Source organism: Herbiconiux liukaitaii, assembly GCF_041927495.1.
Lineage (GTDB): Bacteria > Actinomycetota > Actinomycetes > Actinomycetales > Microbacteriaceae > Herbiconiux > Herbiconiux liukaitaii.
In genome coordinates this window covers 387,386-407,202 of sequence record NZ_JBHFHG010000007.1, presented here as the reverse complement: position 1 = coordinate 407,202, position 19,817 = coordinate 387,386, and the positions used below count along the sequence as shown (strand labels likewise).

Below are 19,817 nucleotides of genomic sequence, written 5' to 3'. Positions count from 1 at the left end.
CCGCCCCGCACCGTCCCCCGCACCGAGAGGTCGCCATGCTCACCCGCCCCACCCCGTTCGCCTCCCTGCGGCCCGCCGCCGAGGATCGCTGGATCGAGACCGCCGAGGCGCTCGCCGAGCCGTTCCGCGCCACGGTGGCCGCCGACGACGTCTCGGGCGAGCTGCCCCTCGAGCACCTGCGCGCCATCTCGGCGAGCGGGCTCGACGTGGCGTTCCTCCCCGTGGAGCACGGCGGAGAGGCCCTCTCGTACGCCACGCTCGCCCAGGTCGTGCGGATCTTCGCCGCCGCGCACCCCGCGGTCGCGGCCGTGTGGCTCATGCACATCGGGGCCGCCCACGCGCTCGTGACGATGTCGGCCCCTCCCGCCGCCGAGCACTTCGCCGCGGCCCTCCGCGCCGGCGACCGCTTCTCGAACGCGCTCTCCGAGCCCGCGGGCGGCAACCACTTCCTCTCGTCGCAGCAAGACGTGGGGGCGGTCGAGGGCGGCTGGTCGCTCACCGGCTCCAAGCTCTTCGTCTCGGGTGTCGAGGCGGCCGACCACGTGTTCCTCAACGTGCGGATCGACGGGGTGCCCGGCTTCTTCGGTCTCGATCGCGACGACACGATGTCGCTCCCGCCGATCGAGCAGACCATCGGCATGCGGGCCACCCGCAGTCGCACCATCGACTTCGACGGAACCCTTCTCCCCGCCGACCGCCGCTGCGGACCGCCTCCCGCCACCTACGCGAACCTCATCACCATCGGGTTCGCCGCGCTCTCCATCGGCATCGCCGAGTCGGCCATCGACGCGCTCGTGGCCACGGCCACGAGGCGCAAGCACCCGGCCGCCGAGCGGCTCGCCGACTCCTCGTGGGTCAAGCAGGAGACGGCCATGGTGTGGGCCGAGCTCGGCGCCGCCCGGCTCGTGGCCGAGCGCACCGCCTGGCTCGCCGACCAGCGCGATCCCGTGGCGATGGCCGCGGCCACCGAGGGCAAGATGCTCACCAACGAGGTCGCCAAGAAGGCGGCGGCCCTCGCCCTCAAAGTGGGCGGTGGCGGCGCCTACCTCGCGAGGTCGCCCATCCAGCGCATCTTCCGGGATGCGCAGGCGGGCGCCCTCATGGCGTACTCCGTGCCCTTCAGCCAGGAGGTCGTGGGGGAGTGGGTGCTCGCCGAGCCGGTCGCTCAGGCGCCGAGCGCCCAGGCACCCATCGTCCAGGCGCCGGTCCCAGCTCCCGCTGCCTAGCCGCCGAGCGCCGTGTCGACGATCTTCTTCGCCTCGGCCTGCACCTCGGCGAGGTGCTCGGGCCCCACGAAGCTCTCGGCGTAGATCTTGTAGACGTCTTCGGTGCCGGAGGGGCGGGCCGCGAACCAGGCGCGATCCGTCACGACCTTCACACCGCCCACCGCCGCACCGTTGCCCGGCGCGTGCGAGAGCTTGGCGATGATGGGGTCGCCCGCGAGGGTGTCGGCCGCGATGGCCTCGCCGTCGAGCTTGGCGAGCTGCGCCTTCTGCGCCTTGGAGGCGGGGGCGTCGATGCGCTCGTAGACCGGAGCACCGAACTCCTCGGTGAGCTCCGCGTAGAGCTGCGAGGGGGTCTTGCCCGTCACGGCGAGGATCTCGCTCGCCAGCAGCGCGAGCAGGATCCCGTCCTTGTCGGTCGTCCAGACCGTGCCGTCGAAGCGCAGGAACGACGCTCCCGCCGACTCCTCGCCGCCGAAGCCCACGGAGCCGTCCACGAGGCCGGGCACGAACCACTTGAAGCCCACCGGCACCTCCCACAGGGTGCGCCCGATGGCCTGCGCCACGCGGTCGATCATCGACGACGACACGAGGGTCTTGCCGATCGCGGCCTCGGGCGACCAGCCCTCGCGTCGCGAGTAGAGGTACTGGATGGCGACGGCCAGGTAGTGGTTGGGGTTCATGATGCCGGCATCCGGGGTGACCACGCCGTGCCTGTCGGCATCTGCGTCGTTGCCCGTCGAGATGTCGAAGTCGTGGCGACGTGCCACGAGCGAGGCCATGGCGTAGGGACTCGAGCAGTCCATGCGGATCTTGCCGTCCCAGTCGAGCGTCATGAACGCCCACTGCGGATCGACCGTCTCGTTCACGACCTCCATGTTGAGTCCGTAGCGGTCGCGGATGAGCTCCCAGTACTCCACGCTCGCCCCGCCCAGCGGGTCGGCGCCGATGTGGATGCCCGACTTCTGGATGGCGTCGAGATCGATCACGTTCACGAGGTCGGCCACGTAGCCCTCGCGGAAGTCGTAGCGGTCGCTCGGCACACCCTCGCCGCGCGCCACGCGCTTGACGTCGACGAGGCCTGCCGCGATGAGCTCGTTGGCGCGGTCGGCGATCCAGCCCGTCGCATCCGAGTCGGCCGGTCCGCCGTGCGGGGGGTTGTACTTGAAGCCGCCGTCGGCGGGCGGGTTGTGGCTCGGGGTCACCACGATGCCGTCGGCCTGGTCGTCGTGACCGGCGCGGTTGTAGGCGAGGATCGCGTGCGAGACGGCGGGGGTGGGGGTCCAGCTGTCGCGGGAGTCCGACCACACGGTGACGCCGTTGGCGTTCAGCACCTCGAGGGCCGTGTCCTCCGCGGGCTTCGAGAGGCCGTGGGTGTCGCGGCCGATGAAGAGCGGGCCGGTGATGCCCTGAGCGGTGCGGTACTCCACGATGGCCTGCGTGATGGCGGCGATGTGGTCCTCGTTGAAGGCCGTGTTGAACGACGAGCCGCGGTGACCGCTCGTGCCGAAGATCACCTTCTGCTCGGGGTCGGCGACATCCGGATGAAGGTCGTAGTACGCCGCCACGAGGGCGTCGACGTCGATCAGGTCTTCGGGGAGGGCGACTGTGCCTGCGCGATCATGCATGCCCCAAGTCTGGCACCGACCAGGCGCGGGTGACTCGATAGGCTCGGACCATGTCGGAGACCTACAGCTACCTGGGGCCCTCGGGCACGTTCACCGAGGCCGCCCTCGCGCAGGTGCCTGAGGCCAGAGGCAAGCCGTGGCGCTCGGTCAACAACGTGGGCGAGGCTCTCGACGACGTGGTCTCCGGCCGCAGCGTGGCCGCCATGATCGCCATCGAGAACTCGATCGAGGGCGGGGTCTCGGCCACGCAGGACGCGCTCGCGAGCATCCCGAACCTGCGCATCGTGGGCGAGTACCTCGTGCGTGTGCAGTTCGTGCTCGTGGCGCGGCCGGGCACGAGGCTCGAGGACGTGCGGGTCGTCAACGCGCATCCCGTGGCCTACGCGCAGACCCGCACGTGGCTCGACGAGCACCTGCCCACCCACGGCCACATCCCCGCCACCTCCAACGTGGCGGCCGCGCTCAGCCTGCTCGAGAACGACCTCGCCGACGCGGCCGTGGCGCCTCCGCAGATCACCGAGCACCACGACTTCGAGGTGCTCGCCACCGGCATCTCCGACAACGCCAACGCGGTCACGCGGTTCGTGCTCGTCTCGCGCACCCGCTCGATGCCGGCGGCCACGGGGGCCGACAAGACGAGCATCATCGCCGAGCTGCCCGAGGACCGCTCCGGCGCCCTGCTCGAACTGCTCGAGCAGTTCTCCACCCGGGGCGTCAACCTCTCGCTGCTGCAGTCGAGGCCCATCGGCGACGCCCTCGGGCGCTACCGCTTCGTGATCGACGCCGATGGGCACATCACGGATGAGCGGGTGGCGGATGCGCTGCTCGGCGTGCGGCGGTTCAGCCCCAAGATCGTGTTCCTCGGCTCGTACCCGCGCGCCGACAAGGCCGTGGTGCAGTACGTGCCGCGCTACGACAACGAGGTGTTCCTCGAGGCCCGCGACTGGCTGCGGGCTCTCGTGACGGGCGAACCCGAGGCCTGACCCGCGGTCTGCTCGGCCAGGCGGACCCGCCCGCCCGATCCGCTCGCCCTAGCGGGGGCGGTTGGCGAGGTGGGTGATGGCGTTCGCCGGGATGGCGACCCAGTCGGGGCGGTTGCGCACCTCGTAGCTCACTTCGTAGAGCGCCTTGTCGAGCTCGAAGGCATCGAGCAGCACACGCTGCGCCCGGAGGTCGAGGCCGGAGCGCGAGCTGTAGCCGTCGATGAACGCCTCCCGCGCCTCGTGCGCCCAGGCCCGAGCGGCCTCGGCGTTCTGCGACGCGGCGAGCGTGCCCGCCACGTAGTCGAACGAGCGCAGCATGCCGGCCACGTCGCGGAGCGGCGCATCCGGTTCGCTCCGCTCGGCCACGGGCCGGAGAGGTTCGCCCTCGAAGTCGAGCAGCACCCAGCCGCGGCCGGGCACGCCCAGCACCTGGCCGAGGTGGTAGTCGCCGTGGATGCGCTGGAACGCCGGCCACTCGGCCTTCTCAGCCGCCGCGAACACCTGCTCCACGGCGTCGGCCTGCTGCACGAGGCTCGGCAGCTCGGTCATGGCCTGCGCCGCCCTGCCGCGCATGCTCGTGAGCACGGCACCGATCTCGGCCTTGCCGGCGGCGTGCACGGGGAACAGGCGTGCGAGCTCGGTGTGCACCTGGGCGGTGGCCTCGCCGAGGGCCGTGGCCAGCTGCACGAACGACTCGCCCGACTCGGCCGAGCGCAGCGCCACACGCCACGCATCCTCGACCTCGGGGATGAACTCCTGCGCGAACGCGAGGTGCCCTGAGGCGCGCCCTGCGGTGCCGCCCGCCTCGACGCTCACCCGCGGGTCGCGCCAGGCGCCCGTGACGTAGCCGATCGAGCGCGGCACGAGGCGCGAACCGGCGTCGCTCAGGGCGGACTGCACCACGACATCCGGATTCGGACCGTCGCCGAGCGTGCGGAACACCTTGCAGATGACCGGCTGGGCCGGCTTGCCGTTCGGGTGCACGAGGTCGTAGATGATCGAGGTGTTCGACTGCTCGCCGCGCAGCACGTGCGAGTCGGTCACCCGCACGTCGGAGTTGGTGAGCGCGTGGTGGCCCTCCACCTCGGTGTCGTCGAAGGCGTCGCCCGGCTCGCTCTCGTCGTCGAGCATGAGGCTGAGCAGGGCCCGCGTGAACGCGGGGTCGTGCGGGGCGTCGTAGACGTAGATGTGCGATCCGTCGGTCTGCACGTGCTCGATGAGCGCGCGCTCGCCGCCGAGCAGGCTCGACCCGCGGAACGAGAGCGGCACCTGGTAGAGCACGGGCTCACCGCCCGACTCGACCGCCGACTCGTCGAGGATGAGGTGCGTCTCGAGAGACACCTGATGGCGGTGATCCACGAGCGACCACATGCCGACGCGAGTCAGCTTGGGGGTCTCCGAGGATGACGCGAACCATCTCTGCTGGCGGATCCACTCGGCGAGTGCCGGGCGGACCTCCCTGGACGGGGGGAAGCTCACCGTGGCTGGGCTCATGACTCGGACCCTACGCGGTGGCGGCGGGATCTGCCAGCGTGTCGCACCTGGGCATGTGCCAGGAAGGGCGGGAGCGGCGCGTGGTACGGGATGAGCGGTACGGGATCAGGCGTCGTCGCGGTCGGCGGACGCGTGGTCGCTGGCGTCGTCGCGGTCCGCTGCCACGGCGGCCTTGCCGGCCTTCACGTCTTTGACGCGGCGGTTCTCCTCGCGCACGGCGGCCTGCGTGGCGCGCTCCGTGACGAGCCACTCGGGCGGCGACTGCAGCAGGGCGGCGATCTCGGCGGTCGTGAGCGCCTCGGTCACCCCGCCCCTGGCGAGGCCCGAGATGGAGACGCCGAGCTTGCGCGCCACCACGTCGCGCGGGTGCGGACCGTGCAGGCGCAGCTCGACGAGCCACTCCGGCGGCGTCTCGAGCAGGGCGTTGAGGGCCGTGCGGGTGACGGGCTGCTCCTGGAACTCCGCGGGAGCCGCGGGCAGGTAGACACCGAGCTTCTTCGCGGCCGTGGCGGGCTTCATGGTCTGCGTGGACTTCTCGGTGCTCATCTGCCCAGCGTATCGCGGGCCGCCGGCCGCGTATTCTGTGACCGCGCACTCTGCGACCTCGTTCTCTGTGACCCCGTACTGTGGGGGGCATGGCTCTTCGCGTCGCATTCGCGCCCGGCGTGACGCCGTCCAAGTGGTTCGGTGTGTGGTCGGCCCGCATGCCAGACGAACCGCTCGAGGTGATCCCGCTCGAGTCGGTGCCCACCGCCACGGCCGACGCCATCGCGCTGCTGCTCGAGGATGCGGCCGACGTGGCGCTCGTGCGGCTGCCGCTGCCGGCCTCCGCGCCCGACGATGCCTTCCGCTCGATCCCGCTCTACACCGAGCTGCCCGTGGTGGTGCTCCCGAAGGATCACGAGCTCACGCTGCTCGAGCAGGTCTCGGACGCCGACATCGCCGAAATCGAGCAGGTCGAGGTGCAGGCGGGGCGCACTCCCCTTCGCGCGCTCGCGATCGCCGCGGGCGCCACCGGGGGTGCGGATGCCGTGGAGCTCGTGACCGCGGGCGTCGGCTACCTCGTGGTGCCCAAGTCGGTGGCGCGGCTGCACTCCCGCAAGGATGTGGTGGCGCGCGACTTCGTGCCGGCCGAGGGCGACTCCGGCGAGCAGCGGGTGGCGCTCGTGTGGCGGGCCGACGTGCAGAGCCCCGAGGTGCTCGCCGCCGAGCCCGAGCGCTGGCGCAACGTCGACGAGTTCATCGGCGTGGTGCGAGGCCGCACGGCCAACAGCACGCGCGGTGCCGACACCGTCGAGGCCATCGAGGCCGCCAAGAAGCTCAAGCCCACGGCGGTGGCCAAGGCCAAAGCCGCCGAGGCGAGGGCCGCGAAGGCCAAGTCCCAAGGATCCCGCGCCAAGAAGAAGCCCGCAGCCCCCGGCCGCACGAGACCCCGCCGCTCCCGCTGACCCACCCGCCTTATCCTCCGCCCCGGCCGATCCACCGGCTCACCAGATCCACCCGCCCGCCGCCCCTCTGATCCGTAGGCAGGGCGCATCCGTCAGCCCTCGAGGAGAGCCGCGGGCACGCGCACGAGGAGGGCCGCAGGGTCGACGCGGCAGCGCACCGCGCGGGCCGTGCCCCAGGCATCGCCGTCGAGCTGGATCTCCTCCGTGCTCTCGAGCTGCAGGTCCACGTCACGGCCCGTGGCGTACGACACCGAGCGCACGTCGTGGTTGAGATCGATCAGTCGCCGGCCCGCCGCCGACCGCCGCAGCACGCCGTTCTCGAACGCGATCGTGTTCCACACCTTGAGCCAGCCGAGCGGCCCCTGCGGCCGCAGCGCCACGATGTCGAGCACGCCGTCGTCCGGCTCCGCATCCGGGATGAGCAGCAGCCCGCCGGGCAGCAGCCCGCAGTTGCCCACGATCACGGTGTGCGCCGTCGTCGACTTCCACGCCCCTCCGTCGATCCGGTAGCGCAGCTTCACGGGCGTGAGCTCCGGCAGCGCCCGCCCGATGCCGTCGACGTAGGCGAGCCAGCCCACCGCCTTCTTGAGCTTCACGTTGGTCTTCGCGATCATCTTCGCGTCGAGCCCCAGCCCCGCCATCACGAGGAAGGCGTGCTCCTCCACGCGGCCGTCGCCGCGCGTGGCCTCGATGATCCCCAGATCGATCGCCCGCACCACACCCGTGAACGCGGTGGCCACGGCGAGCTCCACGTTCGTGAGGTTGAGCCCGAGGTTGCGCGCCAGCAGGTTGCCCGTGCCCACGGGCAGCAGCCCGATCGCCACCCCCGTGCTGCGCAGCCCCTCGGCCACCGCGCGCACCGTGCCGTCGCCGCCCGCCGCCATCACCACCGTGGCTCCCCTCGCCACGGCCTCGTGCGTGACGAGCAGGCCCGCATCCGTCGCCGTGGTCTCGAACCACTGCGTCTCGCCCCACTCCGCCGCCTTCTCGGCCGCGGCCACGATGGGGCGCAGTCGCGCGGCATCGACCTTGAGGGGGTTCACCACGATGGCGGCGTGCGGTCGCGTCACGCGTTCACCGTAGCGGCTGCGACCCCGCACAGGCCCGCAGGAACCCCGCAGGAACCCGCCTGGAGCCCGCCGACCGCCCGCATCCGCGACGGTAGGATGGATGCCGTGATCGATCCAGTCCTCCTGCGTGAACAGCCCGACGTCGTCCGCCGATCGCAGCAGGCCAGAGGTGCCTCCGTGGAGCTCGTCGACGCGGCCCTCGCGGCCGACACCGAGCGCCGCTCCGCCATCCTCGAGTTCGAGAACCTGCGTGCGGAGCAGAACGCCTTCGGCAAGAAGGTCGCTGCTGCTCCGAAAGAGGAGAAGAAGGCCCTCGTGGCCCAGGTGCAGGAGCTCGCCGGGCGCGTGAAGGCCGCCGGCCAGCGGGCCACGGATGCCGAGAGCGTGTTCACCGAGACCGCCCGCAGGATCCAGAACATCGTGGTCGACGGTGTGCCCGAGGGTGGCGAGGAGAACTTCGTGACCCTCCGCGAGGTCGGCACCAAGCCGAGCTTCGACTTCACCCCGCGCGACCACGTGGAGCTCGGCGAGTCGCTCAAGATGTTCGACCTCGCCCGCGGCGCCAAGGTCTCCGGCACCCGCTTCTACTTCCTCACCGGCATGGGCGCGCGCCTCGAGCTCGCGCTCATGAACCTCGCGCTCGACCGCGCGCTCGCCGCGGGCTTCACGCCGCTCATCACCCCCACGCTCGTGCGGCCCGAGACCATGGACGGCACGGGCTTCCTCGGCGAGCACGCCGACGAGGTCTACTACCTGCCCGCCGACGACCTCTTCCTCACCGGCACGAGCGAGGTCGCGCTCGCCGGGTTCCACATGGGCGAGATCCTCGATGTGCCGGAGGGCGGCCTGCGCTACGCCGGCTGGTCCACCTGCTACCGCCGCGAGGCCGGTTCGCACGGCAAGGACACCCGCGGCATCCTGCGGGTGCACCAGTTCAACAAGCTCGAGATGTTCAGCTACGTGCTGCCCGAGAACGCCGAGACCGAGCACGAGGCGTTGCTGAGCTACCAGGAGGGCATGCTCACCGACCTGGGCCTGTCGTACCGCGTGATCGACGTGGCGGCGGGCGACCTCGGGTCGAGTGCGGCCCGCAAGTTCGACACCGAGGCGTGGGTGCCCTCGCAGGAGACCTACCGCGAGCTCACCTCCACCTCGAACTGCACCACCTATCAGGCGCGTCGCCTCGACACCCGCTACCGCACGGAGTCGGGCAAGACGGCGCCGGTCGCGACCCTCAACGGCACGCTCGCCACCACGCGGTGGATCGTGGCGCTGCTCGAGACGCACCAGCAGGAGGACGGCACGGTCGTCATCCCCGAGGTGCTGCGCCCCTACCTCGGTGGCCTGTCGCTCATCGAGGCACCGTGATGGCGGCGAGCGGTTCGACTCCCTGGCTCATCGCGCTCGACATCGACGGCACCGTGCTGCACGAGGACGGCTCGCTGAGCGACGCCGTCGGTGCCGAGGTGCGCCGCGTGGTGGCCGAGGGCAACGAGGTCATGCTCGCCACCGGGCGGTCGTGGGCCCACACCGCTCCCGTGCTGCAGCTGCTCGACATCGCTCCCGAGTTCGTGGTGTGCGCGAACGGTGCCATCACGCTCATCCGCGATGCGGAGGCGCCGCTCGGCTACCGGCAGCACCACGTCGAGATCTTCGATCCCTCAGCCGTTCTCACGCGCATCCGTTCGCACCTCACCGAGGCCGTCTTCGCGGTCGAGGATGCGCACGGCCGCTTCCTCTACACCGAGTCGTTCCCCGACTCCGTGCTCGGGGCCTCGAGCGAGCAGGTCTCGTTCGAGCAGCTGCTCGAGACGGAGGCCACGCGTGTGGTCGTGGTGTCGCCCGACCACGACATGGAGGACTTCCTGGCCGTCGTGGAGCGGATGGGGCTGCACCGCGTCTCGTACTCCATCGGCTGGACCGCGTGGCTCGACATCGCGCCCGACGGCGTGAACAAGGCCACCGGGCTCGAGCGCGTGCGTGAGGCGCTCGGCATCCCGATGTCGCGCGTGATGGTGGTGGGCGACGGTCGCAACGACGTGGACATGCTGCGCTGGGCCGGCGTCGAGGGGCGTGCCGTGGCGATGGCGCAGGCCCCGGCCGACGTGATCGCCGAGGCCTCCGAGGTCACAGCCTCGGTGCACGACGACGGCGTAGCCGCCGTCCTCTCCACCCTCTAGCCCGCCGTCGCCGCCGTCCTCTCGGCCCTCTAGCCCGCCGCCCGGGCGGCCCCTGTACACTCGACTCGATCGCTTCGGCGGTCGGGAGGGCTGTCCGAGCGGCCGATGGAGCCAGTCTTGAAAACTGGTGAGGTGTCAAAGCCTTCGCGAGTTCGAATCTCGCGCCCTCCGCCGAGTCGCTTCATAATCTTGAGCGCGTGAGCGAAGATGAATCGTGCTCATCGCTTACATCGACGAGACCGGTGACACCGGATCGCTTTCGAAACGGGGCGCGAGTGCCTGCTACGGCCTCGGCTGCGTGGTCATCGACGCGGACAAGTGGCCGGATGCTATCGACCGCATGCTGCTGCTCCGGCGAGACCTGCGGGGCCGGCACGGGGTGCTCATCCGCAAGGAGCTGAAGTCGACCCAGATCATCAGCGGTTCCGGGGCGCTCACAGGGCTGGCCCTGCCGCCCTACGTGCGTCGCGGCATCTTCAGGGCACACCTCGAGGCGGTGCGCGACTTCGGCGGACGAGCGTTCTCGATCATCGTCGACAAGCGCGTCCACCCTCACGCGGACTGGTTCCATCTGGCCTGGGAGACGTTGCTCCAGCGCCTGGAGCGGCTGTCCTACTTCGACGAAGGCCAGAACATGCTCATCGTGCACGATGACGGCGAGAACCTGAAGGTGAGGGGCGAAGTGCGGAAGGCGCGGGTCTATCTCACGGCCGGCCGGATCGCGGGCGGAGGCCAGTTCAGGTTCGCCGCCCCGATCATCGAGGACTCGATACCGCGGGATTCGGCGTCGTCGTACATGCTCCAACTCGCGGACATCGTGGCCTACGCCGGATGGAGGACGTACGTGCCTCCGAGCCGTTTCGTAGCGCAGGTCGTGCAGCCGACCACCTGGGACGCGCTCGGCGCCGCCATTCACCGACCGGTGAACCGACTCAAGTTGAACGGAAGCGTTCCCGGCGTGGTTCTGCGCTGACTTAAAGCAGGGAGCCCCCCAACGAGTTGGGGGGCCGGGTGGGAACCTACCCCGGAGAATGCTCCGGTTCAGCGCCTGCGATGAATGTACCAGCCGCCGCCGACGTCCGGGCGTTTTGCCATCGGTAGGTCGCTATGGAGAACTGGTCCTCATTCGGTGAGGAGGGTGTCTAGGCGGGCGTAGCCCTCGACGACGCCCTGCTCCATGCCGTTGGCGAGCATGCCGTCGCGGGCCTCCACGGCCGCGAAGGTGCTCCATCCGGTGGTGCGGGTGCGATCGCCCGGCAGGGCCTCGAAGCGCAGGGACTCGAGCGAGACGTGGTCGGGAAGACCCTCCCACTCGAAGGTCTGGATGACGAGCTCGCCGGGCTTGACGGTGTGGAAAACACCGTGGAAGCCGTACTCGTTGCCCTCGGGGTCGGTGTTCACGTAGCGCCAGCTGCCGCCGGGCACGAAGTCGTAGGTCTCGATCCGCATGCCGTAGCCGTCGGGCCCGAGCCACTGGGTGGCGAGCGCGGGGTCGGCCCAGGAGTTGTAGACGGCCGCGACCGGGGCGTCGAACTCGCGCACGATCTCGATGAAGGGCAGACCCTCGGGGGCGGTGATGGTGGTGGGGTTGGTCATGATCCGGACTCCTGTTCGGGGGTGTGGTTCGCGAGCAGCGCGTCCAGCGCCCTGAACTGCTGCTCGTGCACGAGGCGGTAGCGGTCGATCCACGCCGTGAGCGGCTCGAGGGCGGCGGGTGCGAGATGCACGGGCCGGCGCTGGCCGTCGCGGCTGCGGGTCACGAGCCCGGCCGCCTCGAGCACCTTGATGTGCCGCGAGACCGCCTGGAGCGTGATGGCGAACGGCTCGGCGAGCTCGTTCACGGTGGCCGGGCCCCGGCTGAGCCGCGCGATGATGCGGCGCCGCACGGGGTCGGCGAGGGCGAGGAAGGCGACGTCGAGGAGGTCTTCGTCGATCTCCAGCATGGCCGCCTTCCGTATTCAACTGATGTGTTGAATATAGGGCGGTTGCCCGAGGGCGTCAAGGCCCGCTCGTCTCCTCACGGGTTCTCAGGATCGTCGGCGATGATGGGAGGTCTGGAAAACCCGCCCAGGCCCAGGCCCCATCCGCCCCCGATCCCGAGAACAGCACCCGCCCATGACCCATCCGATCGCCCGTCACGGTCGGCAGAAGACCCCGAAGCCCGCCGCCCTCGTGGCCAGGTGGCTCGGTGTCGCCGCCGCCGTGGTCGCCGTGAGCGGCGGCGCCTTCGCCGGTTACGCCACGTGGAGCGTCTCGAGCGAGGTGCAGACCGTGGCCCTCGCCGGTGACGTGGCGGGCGAGGTGCCGCAGATCGACGCGATCGACGGCGGCGTCAACCTGCTGCTCGTGGGCAGCGACTCGCGCGAGGGCCAGGGCGAGGCCTACGGCGACACCGAGGGCAACCTCAACGACGTCACGATGCTCCTGCACATCGCCCAGGACCACTCGAGCGCCACCGTCGTGAGCTTCCCCCGCGACATGGTGGTGCCCATCCCCTCGTGCCCCGACCCGGCCGGCGGCTCGTTCGACGCCATGAGCGCCCAGCCCATCAACGTCACGCTCTCCTATGGAGGCCTGCCCTGCACGGTGCTCACCGTCGAGGCGCTCACGGGCCTCGACATCCCGTTCGCCGCCGAGATCCAGTTCAACGGGGTCATCGAGATGTCGAACGCCGTGGGCGGCGTGCCCGTGTGCGTGGTGGATCCGATCGACGACGAGTTCACGGGCGTCTCGCTCACCACCGGCACCCACATGCTGCAGGGGGCGGATGCGCTCGGCTTCCTGCGCACGCGTCACGGCGTCGGCGACGGCAGCGACCTCGGCCGCATCTCGTCCCAGCAGGTGTTCCTCTCGTCGCTCGTGCGCACCGTGAAATCGGATGCGACGCTCTCCGACTTCGGCAAGCTCTACGGTCTCGCTCGCGCGGCCTCGGGCAACATGGTGCTCTCGCAGAGCCTCGCCTCACCCGACACCCTCGTGTCGATCGCGCTCGCGCTCAAGGACATCGACCTCGACAGGGTGACCTTCGTGGCCTACCCCGGCAGCACCGACGGCAGCGGGGAGTACGCAGGCAAGGTGCAGCCGCTCTACGACGACGCCGAGGTGCTCTTCGCGGCCATCGCCGCCGACCAGCCGGTGACCACGGCCGACCCGGCCAACACGGGTGTGGGCGCGGTCGTCGACCCCAACGCGCCCGTGACGGCGAGCGGCGAGGCGGATCTGGACGCCGCAGCCGGCGCGAGCACGGAGGCGCTGGACGCCCCCGCATCCCCCACCCCCTCTTCTGGGGCGGCGGATGCGGCCCCCGACACGAGCGGGAATGCCGCCGAGCCCGCCACCGCCCTGCCACAATCGATCACGGGACAGACCGCAGCGGAGTACACCTGCTCGAAGGGGAACGACTATTAGCCGCAAGACGTCCGGGTCGGAGCGCGCGACCCCCAAGCCGATCGCGCGGCACGGCCGCCAGAAGACCTCGCATCCGCTGCGCGCCATCGGCACCGCAGCCCTCGCCTCGCTCGCGGTCGTGCTCGTGAGCGGCGTCTCGATCGCGGCCTACGCGGCCTGGGACGTGACGGCGTCGATCACCACCGTCTCACTCGCGGGCGACGGCGAGGGCGGCGACGGCGCTGCCCCGCCCCCCTCCATCGACGCGATCGACGGCGGCGTGAACCTGCTGCTCGTGGGCAGCGACTCGCGCACCGGTCAGGGCGACGCCTACGGCGAGGACGAGGGCGGCGAGCTCAACGACGTCACGATGCTCCTGCACATCTCCGAGGACCACTCCAACGCCACCGTCGTGAGCTTTCCCCGCGACCTCGTGGTCGACATCCCCGAGTGCCCGGAGGGCGGCGGGTACACCGCGCCCATCAACACCGCGCTCTCGCAGGGCGGACTGGCCTGCGTGGCGCTCACGATCGAGTCGATGACGGGGCTCAGCATCCCGTTCGCGGCCGAGATCCAGTTCAACGGGGTCATCGAGATGTCGAACGCCGTGGGTGGCGTGCCGGTGTGCGTGACCGACGTCATCGACGATCCGTACACGGGCGTCTACCTCGAGCCGGGCACGCACCCCTTGGCGGGGGCGGATGCGCTCGGCTTCCTGCGCACGAGGCACGGCGTCGGCGACGGCAGCGACATCGGTCGCATCTCATCGCAGCAGGTGTTCCTCTCGTCGCTCGTGCGCACGGTGAAGTCGGATTCGACGCTCACCGACTTCGGCAAGCTCTACGGCCTCGCGAAGGCGGCGGCGAGCAACATGACCCTCTCCGACCGTCTGGCGTCGCCCGACACGATGGTGTCGATCGCGCTCGCACTCAAGGACATGGACCTCTCGAAGGTCACGTTCGTGGCCTACCCCTCGTATGCGGCCGACTGGGTGCCCGAGGGCAAGGTGGCGCCCGACACCGAGGCGGCCGACGTGCTGTTCGCGGCGATCCAGGCGGATCAGCCGGTGGCTGTGGAAGCGGCCGGGGGAGTGGCGTCGGTGGTGGATCCGAACGCGCCCGTCGACCCGAACGCGCCCGTCGATCCTGCGCCGGTCGACCCCGAGGTGCCTGTGGATCCGGATGCGCCCGTCGACCCCGAGGCCCCGACCGTGCCGACGGAGCCCACCGAGCCCGAACCCGGGTCGGTCAACGCCGATGGAGCCACCGTGCTGCCCTCGGCCGTGAAGGGCCAGTCGGCCGCCGACTACACCTGCTCGGTCGGCAACGAGTAGCCCGCGGGGCATGGCCGACGCACCCGCTTCCCCCAGCACTTCCGAGCTGCTCTGGGAGGGACCGGTCGGTGCGCCCGTGCTCGTGCTCGCGCACGGGGCCGGTGCGCCGATGGATTCCGAGTGGATGAACCGCATGTGCGCCCTGCTCGCCGAACGCGGGGTGCGCACGGCGCGCTTCGAGTTCGGCTACATGGCGGCCCGGCGCACGGGTTCCCGCAAGCCCCCGCCGAGAGCCGAGAAGCTCGTGGGGGAGTACCGGGGGGCCGTGGAGGCGGTGGTGGAGGCGGCCATCGAGGGCAGCGGATCGGGCGCGCGCGCCCCACGCGTGGCGATCGGCGGCAAGTCGATGGGCGGTCGGGTCGCGAGCCTCGTCGCCGACGAGCTGCACGGGGAGGGGCTCGTCGACGCGCTCGTGTGTCTCGGCTACCCCTTCCACCCGCCGGGCAGCCCCGAGAAGCTGCGCACGGCGCACCTCGAGCACCTCGAGACCCCGGCGCTCATCGTGCAGGGCTCGCGCGACCCGTTCGGAACCCGCGAGGAGGTGCCGGGCTACGCGCTCGATGCGCGCATCCGCCTGCTCTGGCTCGACGACGGCGAGCACGAGTTCAAGCCGCGCGTGAAGATCTCGGGGCACACCCACGCCGAGCACCTCGAATCGGCCGCGGATGCGGTCGCCGCCTTCCTGAACGAAGCCACGCCCCCGCATGTCGTATGATGGCGGAGGCGTAAGCCGAGGAGACGTCGCATAGTTCGGCCTAGTGCACCACCCTGCTAAGGTGGAGTACCCGCAAGGGTACCGTGGGTTCAAATCCCACCGTCTCCGCACTTCGTACCTGTTCCACCTTCACCACCCGCACACTTCGGCCCTTGGAGCTACCCGCGTATTGCGGCGACCCGGGGGCCGATTCGTTTTAACTGCTGCCCGGGTGTCTTCATTGCCCGGTGCTCGTCACCGCTCAGTCGGTCGAGCGGCGGAAGACGACCTCAGAGGCCACGACCCGACGCGTCTCCTGCAACGTGGAGCGCTCGGGGTCGGCCGCGGCGGCGATCGCGATGTCGGCGAGTTCCTGCACGGGCTGCCGCACCGAGGTGAGCTGCAGCACCTGGGCCACGAGCGTGTCGTCGAACCCGGAGACCGCGATCCGCCGATCCGGCGACGACCGGGTCGATGCAGGCGATCCGGATCCGGCAGGCCCGGCAGCGCCCAGAGCCTCCAGGTGCTCCAGCACCCCCACCGCGATGAGGTCGTTGGCGCAGATCACCGCGTCGATCTCCGGCCAGCGCTCGAGCAGCGCCTCGACGGCCGCCCGACCGGACTCCGGCGAGGTGCCCCCCGTGACCGCGCGGAGGGGTGCGCCCGCGAAGCGCTCCGACATCACGCGGGCGAACGCCACCTCGCGCTCCCGCGACGTCGCGATGCGCGGATCCTGCCCGATGAACGCCACGTGCCGGCGACCGGTCGCGATCATCCGCTCCACGAGCGCCTCCACCGGCGCCTCCTGGTCGACGCGCACGAACGGCAGGCCCTCGTCGATCACGCGGTCGATCTGCAGCACGGGCACGGTCCTCGCCGCGGCAGCCAGCCCCTCTCGACTCGCCTCGAGGTCGACGGGCGAGATGAGCAGTGCGTCGACGCGCCGGTCGAGGAGGGTGTGCACGGCCGCGGTCTCGGCCTCGACGTCGTTGCCGGTGTCGGCGATGAGGATGCTGAGCCCTCGGGATCGGGCCGCGTGCTCGAGCGCCTGGACGAGCGCGGGGAAGAACGGATTGGTGAGGTCGGGCACGACGAGACCGAAGGTGCCGGTGCGCCGGGTGCGGAGGGATCGGCCGACCGTGTCGGCCCGATAGCCGAGCTTCGCCGCGGAGTCCTGCGCCCGGCGGGCGAGCTCCGGCAGCACCGAGCGCGAGCCGGTGAGCGCCCGGGAGACCGTGGAGATCGACAGTCCCGCATCCGCCGCGACCTCGCGGATGGTGACGCGTTGGGGCCCCTGGTCCATGGCACCTCCCTTGCGCTCAGTATGCACTGCGCGTAGGTTCGAACGCGAAGCCGGAAAACGTTTGCCGAGCAGACTCCGAGTAGCCCACCCCCAGCATCCGGGAATCATCCCGAAGAACAGGAGAACCACCATGTCCGCAGAGACCCGCAGCTTGTCAGGCACCGTCGTGGCCATCACGGGGGCGAGCTCCGGCATCGGCCGTGAGGTCGCCCGCCAGCTCGTGGCCGAGGGTGCCCGCGTGGCCCTCACCGCCCGTCGCGAGGAGCGCCTCGTCGAGCTCGAGACCGAGCTCGGCAGCGACTCCGTGGTGTGGGTGGCCGGCGACATCGCCGACGCCGCCACGAGCAACGCCCTGGTGAAGGCCGCCACCGAGAAGTTCGGATCGCTCGACTCGCTCGTCGCCTCCGCGGGCATCGGCGCCTACGGCGGAGTGCTCGACGGCACCGACGACGACATGCAGCAGATGATCGACACCAACTTCACGGGCACCGTGTGGAGCGTGCGTGCAGCCGTTCCCGCCCTGCTCGAGGGCGGCGGCGACATCGTGATCGTGAGCTCGGTCGCCGGCATCCGCGGCGGCGCCGACGAGGCCGTCTACGCGGGCACGAAGGGCGCCCAGGTGATCTTCGCGGGCGCGATCGACCGCGAGCTGCGCGAATCCGGCATCCGGGTCACGACCGTGTGCCCCGCGGCCGTGAGCACCGAGTTCGCCATCGGGCGGGGTCGCACCGAGGGCGACGCATGGCTCGACGACGTGCTGATGCCGTCCGATGTCGCCCTGTCGATCGTGCAGGCGCTGCAGCAGCCGCGCCGCGTGCGCACCTCGCAGATCGCCATGTGGAGCGCCGCCCAGGGCAGCTGACCCGACCGACGGAAGACCTCGGGGCCGGCGCGATGAAGCGTCGGCCCCGTCTTGGTTCCGCCCAGCGTCGGCGGGACTTCGCTCAGCGGGATCTCGCGCAGCGAGAGTTCGCTCAGCGCTCGTTCACAGGCCTCAGAGGTCGTCGATGTCGAACGTGTCGGTGGTGTCGCCCGCAGCCTGGTCGCTGTGCACGGGATGCGCGGGCTTGAGCCGGGCCGAGCGGTGACGCAGATCCTGCACCACGGCGTCGTCCTCGAGCTCGTCGCCCTCGGTCTCCTCTGACTCGGCGAGCAGCTGGCTCGCGGGGCCGACCAGGATGTTCGCCACTCCCGCACTGCCGTCGGTGTGCCGCACCGGGATCTCGACGGTGTCGGAATCCTCGGAGACGGCGAGCGCACGCGCGTACTCCAGCAGTTCTCGGGCGATGGCCGTTCCGGTCAGCACGGAGTCTCCGGCGTAGTGAATGCGTTCCATGTCCCCATCATCGGCGTTCTCCGCGCGCAGACAACTGGGGTGCCGTATCCCCCGGATCGTGACACACTCCCCGCCCCGTCCGACTCGCCAGGGCTCCAGGTCGCCTCGAGGTCGGAGGTCGATGCCGTCGTGCCCCGACGAATCGCGAGTCCTATCGGCGCCGACGCCCGTCTGCCATCCACTCGATCATGCGCTCGGCGAACCACTCGGGTTGCTGCAGAGGGATGCCGTGGCCGCAGTCACGGACGATCTCGAGCTCGCTCGTCGGCAGCGCCGTGTGGATGGTCGACGCGGAATCGCGCATCAAGCGGCGCTCCTTCTCTCCGACCATCACGAGTGCCTGACCGGGGAACGAGGCCCACCCGGCCGGCACCTGGAACGCGATGTTGTCCCTGACCGCTGCGAGGAGAGTCGGGGCGGTGATCGCGGCGCTGGTGGAGATGTAGTCCTCCATCAGCCGGGAGGGGATGAACAGCTCCTTCGCCTGCAGCTTCGCGAACCATCTCTGACGCGCCAGGGGCGCCGTGAGCTTCAGCGCCTGGAGGGTCATCGCCGGGAACGGCAGAGGCTTTGCCTGGGCGCTGATCACGGCCACGCGCTCCACGAGGCCCGGCCACTCGGATGCGGCTCGGATGGCAAGCTGGGCTCCGAGGGAGAAACCGATGATCGAGAGGGGTCGATCCTGAACAGCCGCCGACAGACTCGATCGAAGGAGCTCGAGCGTGTGGGTGTGCGAGATGTACGGCTCATCCGCGGACCGTCCGTGCCCGGGGAGGTCAGGAACGATGACCCTGTAGGTGGTCTCGAGCCGAGCTCGCACCGCGTCCCACATCCAGCCGGCGACTCCCCCGCCATGGAGCAGAACCACCGGATCGGCACTCGTGGGCCCAGCGTCGGACACATACATGCGGACTCCGTCTTCAGGTCGTCGAGGCTGCGGCGAAACCCTCGGGGAGCCTGCGGTTCACGAGAGTCGCGATGGCTTCACTGATGGCGAAGAGGGCGATGAAGACCCCGGCGCCGAGAAGCAGGCCCCACGGGATGAACTCGATGTCGGGGAAGACGAAGATGCGCAGAAGGATGACGCCGGCGATCGCGATGAAGGGAGTCAGTCTCCGGAGCACCTGGACGGGTGCGCCCTTGCGCGTTCCCGTGAAGTTCTCCGCATAGTGTCGCGCCGGCCCGAACTCGCTCTCCGGCGTGCTGCCGCTCAAGGTCGTGGTCTCGTGCACGTCTTCCAGAGCTTCACGTACCTGCGTCTCGGTGCAGTTGCGGTTTCGCAGTGCCTTCGCAAGGGCGGCGTAGTACGTCATTCGTTCTCCTCGTTCGTGGTCGCGCGTTCTGCGGCAGGACTCGTCAGGACGGCGTCGATCTGGTTCTGGAACTGAGCCCATTGGTCCTGGAGATCTCGAAGTCGCTTCCGGCCGTCGTCGGTGATGGTCATGATCTTGCGAGCCGGGCCGCTCTCGGGGGCATGCCACCGCGATTCGATCTCGCCGGCCTCACTGAGGCGATTCAGGTGGGGATAGACCGTCGCTCCTCTGACGTCGAACCCGGATGCTCGCAGCCCCTCCATCAGTGCATATCCATGCATGGGTCGCTCAGCGAGAAAGCGAAGCAGGAGCATCGGTAGCGCCGAGCGCACCCAATCACCTGTCGGCTTGTCTGGACTCATATCTACATCGTACATCAAACTAATTCAGATTCGGACTAGTCGGGAAGTTGATCGGGTGTAAAC

General features: G+C 70.3%; 21 protein-coding genes and 2 tRNA genes. 12 read left to right on the top strand and 11 right to left on the bottom strand.

The genetic code is table 11. The annotated features are described in order from the left end of the window. Positions 1–35: 35 nt before the first annotated feature. Complete coding sequence (locus tag ACEXQC_RS16415) at positions 36–1,226, top strand: acyl-CoA dehydrogenase family protein (RefSeq protein ID WP_374824796.1); 1,191 nt, start codon at positions 36–38, stop codon at positions 1,224–1,226. Here ACEXQC_RS16415 and pgm read toward each other — a convergent pair. Next, positions 1,223–2,851 (bottom strand): phosphoglucomutase (alpha-D-glucose-1,6-bisphosphate-dependent), encoded by a 1,629-nt coding sequence (gene pgm / locus ACEXQC_RS16410; protein ID WP_374824793.1) that lies wholly within the window; start codon positions 2,849–2,851, stop codon positions 1,223–1,225. The genes ACEXQC_RS16415 and pgm overlap by 4 nt on opposite strands. Positions 2,852–2,901: 50 nt before the next feature. Here pgm and pheA point away from each other — a divergent pair, with 50 nt between their 5' ends. Further along, positions 2,902–3,834: a prephenate dehydratase gene (gene pheA, locus ACEXQC_RS16405; RefSeq protein ID WP_374824790.1), complete on the top strand. Its 933-nt coding sequence runs from the start codon at positions 2,902–2,904 to the stop codon at positions 3,832–3,834. 48 nt (positions 3,835–3,882) lie between these two features. Here pheA and ACEXQC_RS16400 read toward each other — a convergent pair whose 3' ends face one another. Both ACEXQC_RS16400 and ACEXQC_RS16395 read right to left on the bottom strand, forming a co-directional pair. Next, positions 3,883–5,328, bottom strand: coding sequence for a maltokinase N-terminal cap-like domain-containing protein (locus ACEXQC_RS16400; RefSeq protein WP_374824787.1), 1,446 nt, complete (start codon positions 5,326–5,328; stop codon positions 3,883–3,885). A gap of 105 nt (positions 5,329–5,433) precedes the next feature. Beyond that, on the bottom strand, positions 5,434–5,874 hold the full coding sequence (locus tag ACEXQC_RS16395) for a DUF5997 family protein (RefSeq protein ID WP_374824784.1): 441 nt from the start codon (positions 5,872–5,874) through the stop codon (positions 5,434–5,436). Positions 5,875–5,963: 89 nt separating this feature from the next. On the opposite strand from ACEXQC_RS16395, the gene ACEXQC_RS16390 reads away from it, so the two are divergent. Next, positions 5,964–6,776, top strand: coding sequence for a LysR family transcriptional regulator substrate-binding protein (locus tag ACEXQC_RS16390; protein ID WP_374824781.1), 813 nt, complete (start codon positions 5,964–5,966; stop codon positions 6,774–6,776). Positions 6,777–6,868: 92 nt separating this feature from the next. On the opposite strand, the gene ACEXQC_RS16385 is transcribed toward ACEXQC_RS16390, so the two are convergent. Then, a complete protein-coding gene (locus ACEXQC_RS16385; RefSeq protein ID WP_374824778.1) occupies positions 6,869–7,846 on the bottom strand; it encodes a diacylglycerol/lipid kinase family protein in 978 nt (325 codons plus the stop codon). A 105-nt stretch (positions 7,847–7,951) separates the two neighbouring features. Between ACEXQC_RS16385 and serS the strand changes: the two genes are divergently transcribed. From serS to ACEXQC_RS16365, 4 genes are all read left to right on the top strand, one after another. Further along, positions 7,952–9,214 (top strand): serine--tRNA ligase, encoded by a 1,263-nt coding sequence (gene serS, locus ACEXQC_RS16380; RefSeq protein ID WP_374824775.1) that lies wholly within the window; start codon positions 7,952–7,954, stop codon positions 9,212–9,214. Then, complete coding sequence (locus ACEXQC_RS16375; protein WP_374824772.1) at positions 9,214–10,026, top strand: HAD family hydrolase; 813 nt, start codon at positions 9,214–9,216, stop codon at positions 10,024–10,026. Before serS ends, ACEXQC_RS16375 begins: the two co-directional genes overlap by 1 nt. A gap of 84 nt (positions 10,027–10,110) precedes the next feature. Continuing rightward, positions 10,111–10,197: transfer RNA gene (locus tag ACEXQC_RS16370), tRNA-Ser, on the top strand. A gap of 43 nt (positions 10,198–10,240) precedes the next feature. Continuing rightward, on the top strand, positions 10,241–10,999 hold the full coding sequence (locus ACEXQC_RS16365) for a DUF3800 domain-containing protein (RefSeq protein ID WP_374824770.1): 759 nt from the start codon (positions 10,241–10,243) through the stop codon (positions 10,997–10,999). 149 nt (positions 11,000–11,148) lie between these two features. On the opposite strand, the gene ACEXQC_RS16360 is transcribed toward ACEXQC_RS16365, so the two are convergent. Continuing rightward, positions 11,149–11,622, bottom strand: coding sequence for an SRPBCC family protein (locus tag ACEXQC_RS16360; protein ID WP_374824768.1), 474 nt, complete (start codon positions 11,620–11,622; stop codon positions 11,149–11,151). Beyond that, complete coding sequence (locus ACEXQC_RS16355) at positions 11,619–11,969, bottom strand: ArsR/SmtB family transcription factor (RefSeq protein ID WP_374824765.1); 351 nt, start codon at positions 11,967–11,969, stop codon at positions 11,619–11,621. The genes ACEXQC_RS16360 and ACEXQC_RS16355 overlap by 4 nt, the downstream gene beginning before the upstream one ends. A 172-nt stretch (positions 11,970–12,141) precedes the next feature. On the opposite strand from ACEXQC_RS16355, the gene ACEXQC_RS16350 reads away from it, so the two are divergent. The 4 genes from ACEXQC_RS16350 (at position 12,142) to ACEXQC_RS16335 (ending at position 15,569) form a co-directional block, all read left to right on the top strand. Continuing rightward, complete coding sequence (locus tag ACEXQC_RS16350) at positions 12,142–13,434, top strand: LCP family protein (protein WP_374824762.1); 1,293 nt, start codon at positions 12,142–12,144, stop codon at positions 13,432–13,434. A gap of 118 nt (positions 13,435–13,552) precedes the next feature. Next, positions 13,553–14,746, top strand: a complete 1,194-nt coding sequence (locus tag ACEXQC_RS16345) for an LCP family protein (protein ID WP_374824759.1) — start codon at positions 13,553–13,555, stop codon at positions 14,744–14,746. Between the two features lie 10 nt (positions 14,747–14,756). Further along, positions 14,757–15,461: an alpha/beta family hydrolase gene (locus ACEXQC_RS16340; protein WP_374824756.1), complete on the top strand. Its 705-nt coding sequence runs from the start codon at positions 14,757–14,759 to the stop codon at positions 15,459–15,461. A 19-nt stretch (positions 15,462–15,480) separates the two neighbouring features. Beyond that, a tRNA-Ser gene (locus ACEXQC_RS16335) sits at positions 15,481–15,569 on the top strand. 133 nt (positions 15,570–15,702) lie between these two features. Here the strand turns inward: ACEXQC_RS16335 and ACEXQC_RS16330 are convergent. Then, positions 15,703–16,743 (bottom strand): LacI family DNA-binding transcriptional regulator, encoded by a 1,041-nt coding sequence (locus tag ACEXQC_RS16330; protein ID WP_374824754.1) that lies wholly within the window; start codon positions 16,741–16,743, stop codon positions 15,703–15,705. Positions 16,744–16,873: 130 nt separating this feature from the next. Here ACEXQC_RS16330 and ACEXQC_RS16325 point away from each other — a divergent pair, with 130 nt between their 5' ends. Then, positions 16,874–17,605 carry an SDR family oxidoreductase gene (locus ACEXQC_RS16325; RefSeq protein WP_374824751.1) on the top strand — a complete coding sequence of 244 codons (732 nt, stop codon included), beginning with the start codon at positions 16,874–16,876 and terminating at the stop codon, positions 17,603–17,605. Between the two features lie 132 nt (positions 17,606–17,737). Here ACEXQC_RS16325 and ACEXQC_RS16320 read toward each other — a convergent pair whose 3' ends face one another. The 4 genes from ACEXQC_RS16320 to ACEXQC_RS16305 all read right to left on the bottom strand — a co-directional run bounded on the left by ACEXQC_RS16320 (position 17,738) and on the right by ACEXQC_RS16305 (position 19,754). Next, entirely contained in the window at positions 17,738–18,079 is a 342-nt protein-coding gene (locus ACEXQC_RS16320) for a hypothetical protein (RefSeq protein ID WP_374824748.1), read from the bottom strand. A 151-nt stretch (positions 18,080–18,230) separates the two neighbouring features. Then, positions 18,231–18,986: an alpha/beta fold hydrolase gene (locus ACEXQC_RS16315; protein WP_374824745.1), complete on the bottom strand. Its 756-nt coding sequence runs from the start codon at positions 18,984–18,986 to the stop codon at positions 18,231–18,233. Between the two features lie 13 nt (positions 18,987–18,999). After that, entirely contained in the window at positions 19,000–19,392 is a 393-nt protein-coding gene (locus ACEXQC_RS16310) for a hypothetical protein (protein WP_374824742.1), read from the bottom strand. After that, entirely contained in the window at positions 19,389–19,754 is a 366-nt protein-coding gene (locus ACEXQC_RS16305) for a PadR family transcriptional regulator (RefSeq protein ID WP_374824740.1), read from the bottom strand. The genes ACEXQC_RS16310 and ACEXQC_RS16305 overlap by 4 nt, the downstream gene beginning before the upstream one ends. Positions 19,755–19,817 lie beyond the last annotated feature (63 nt).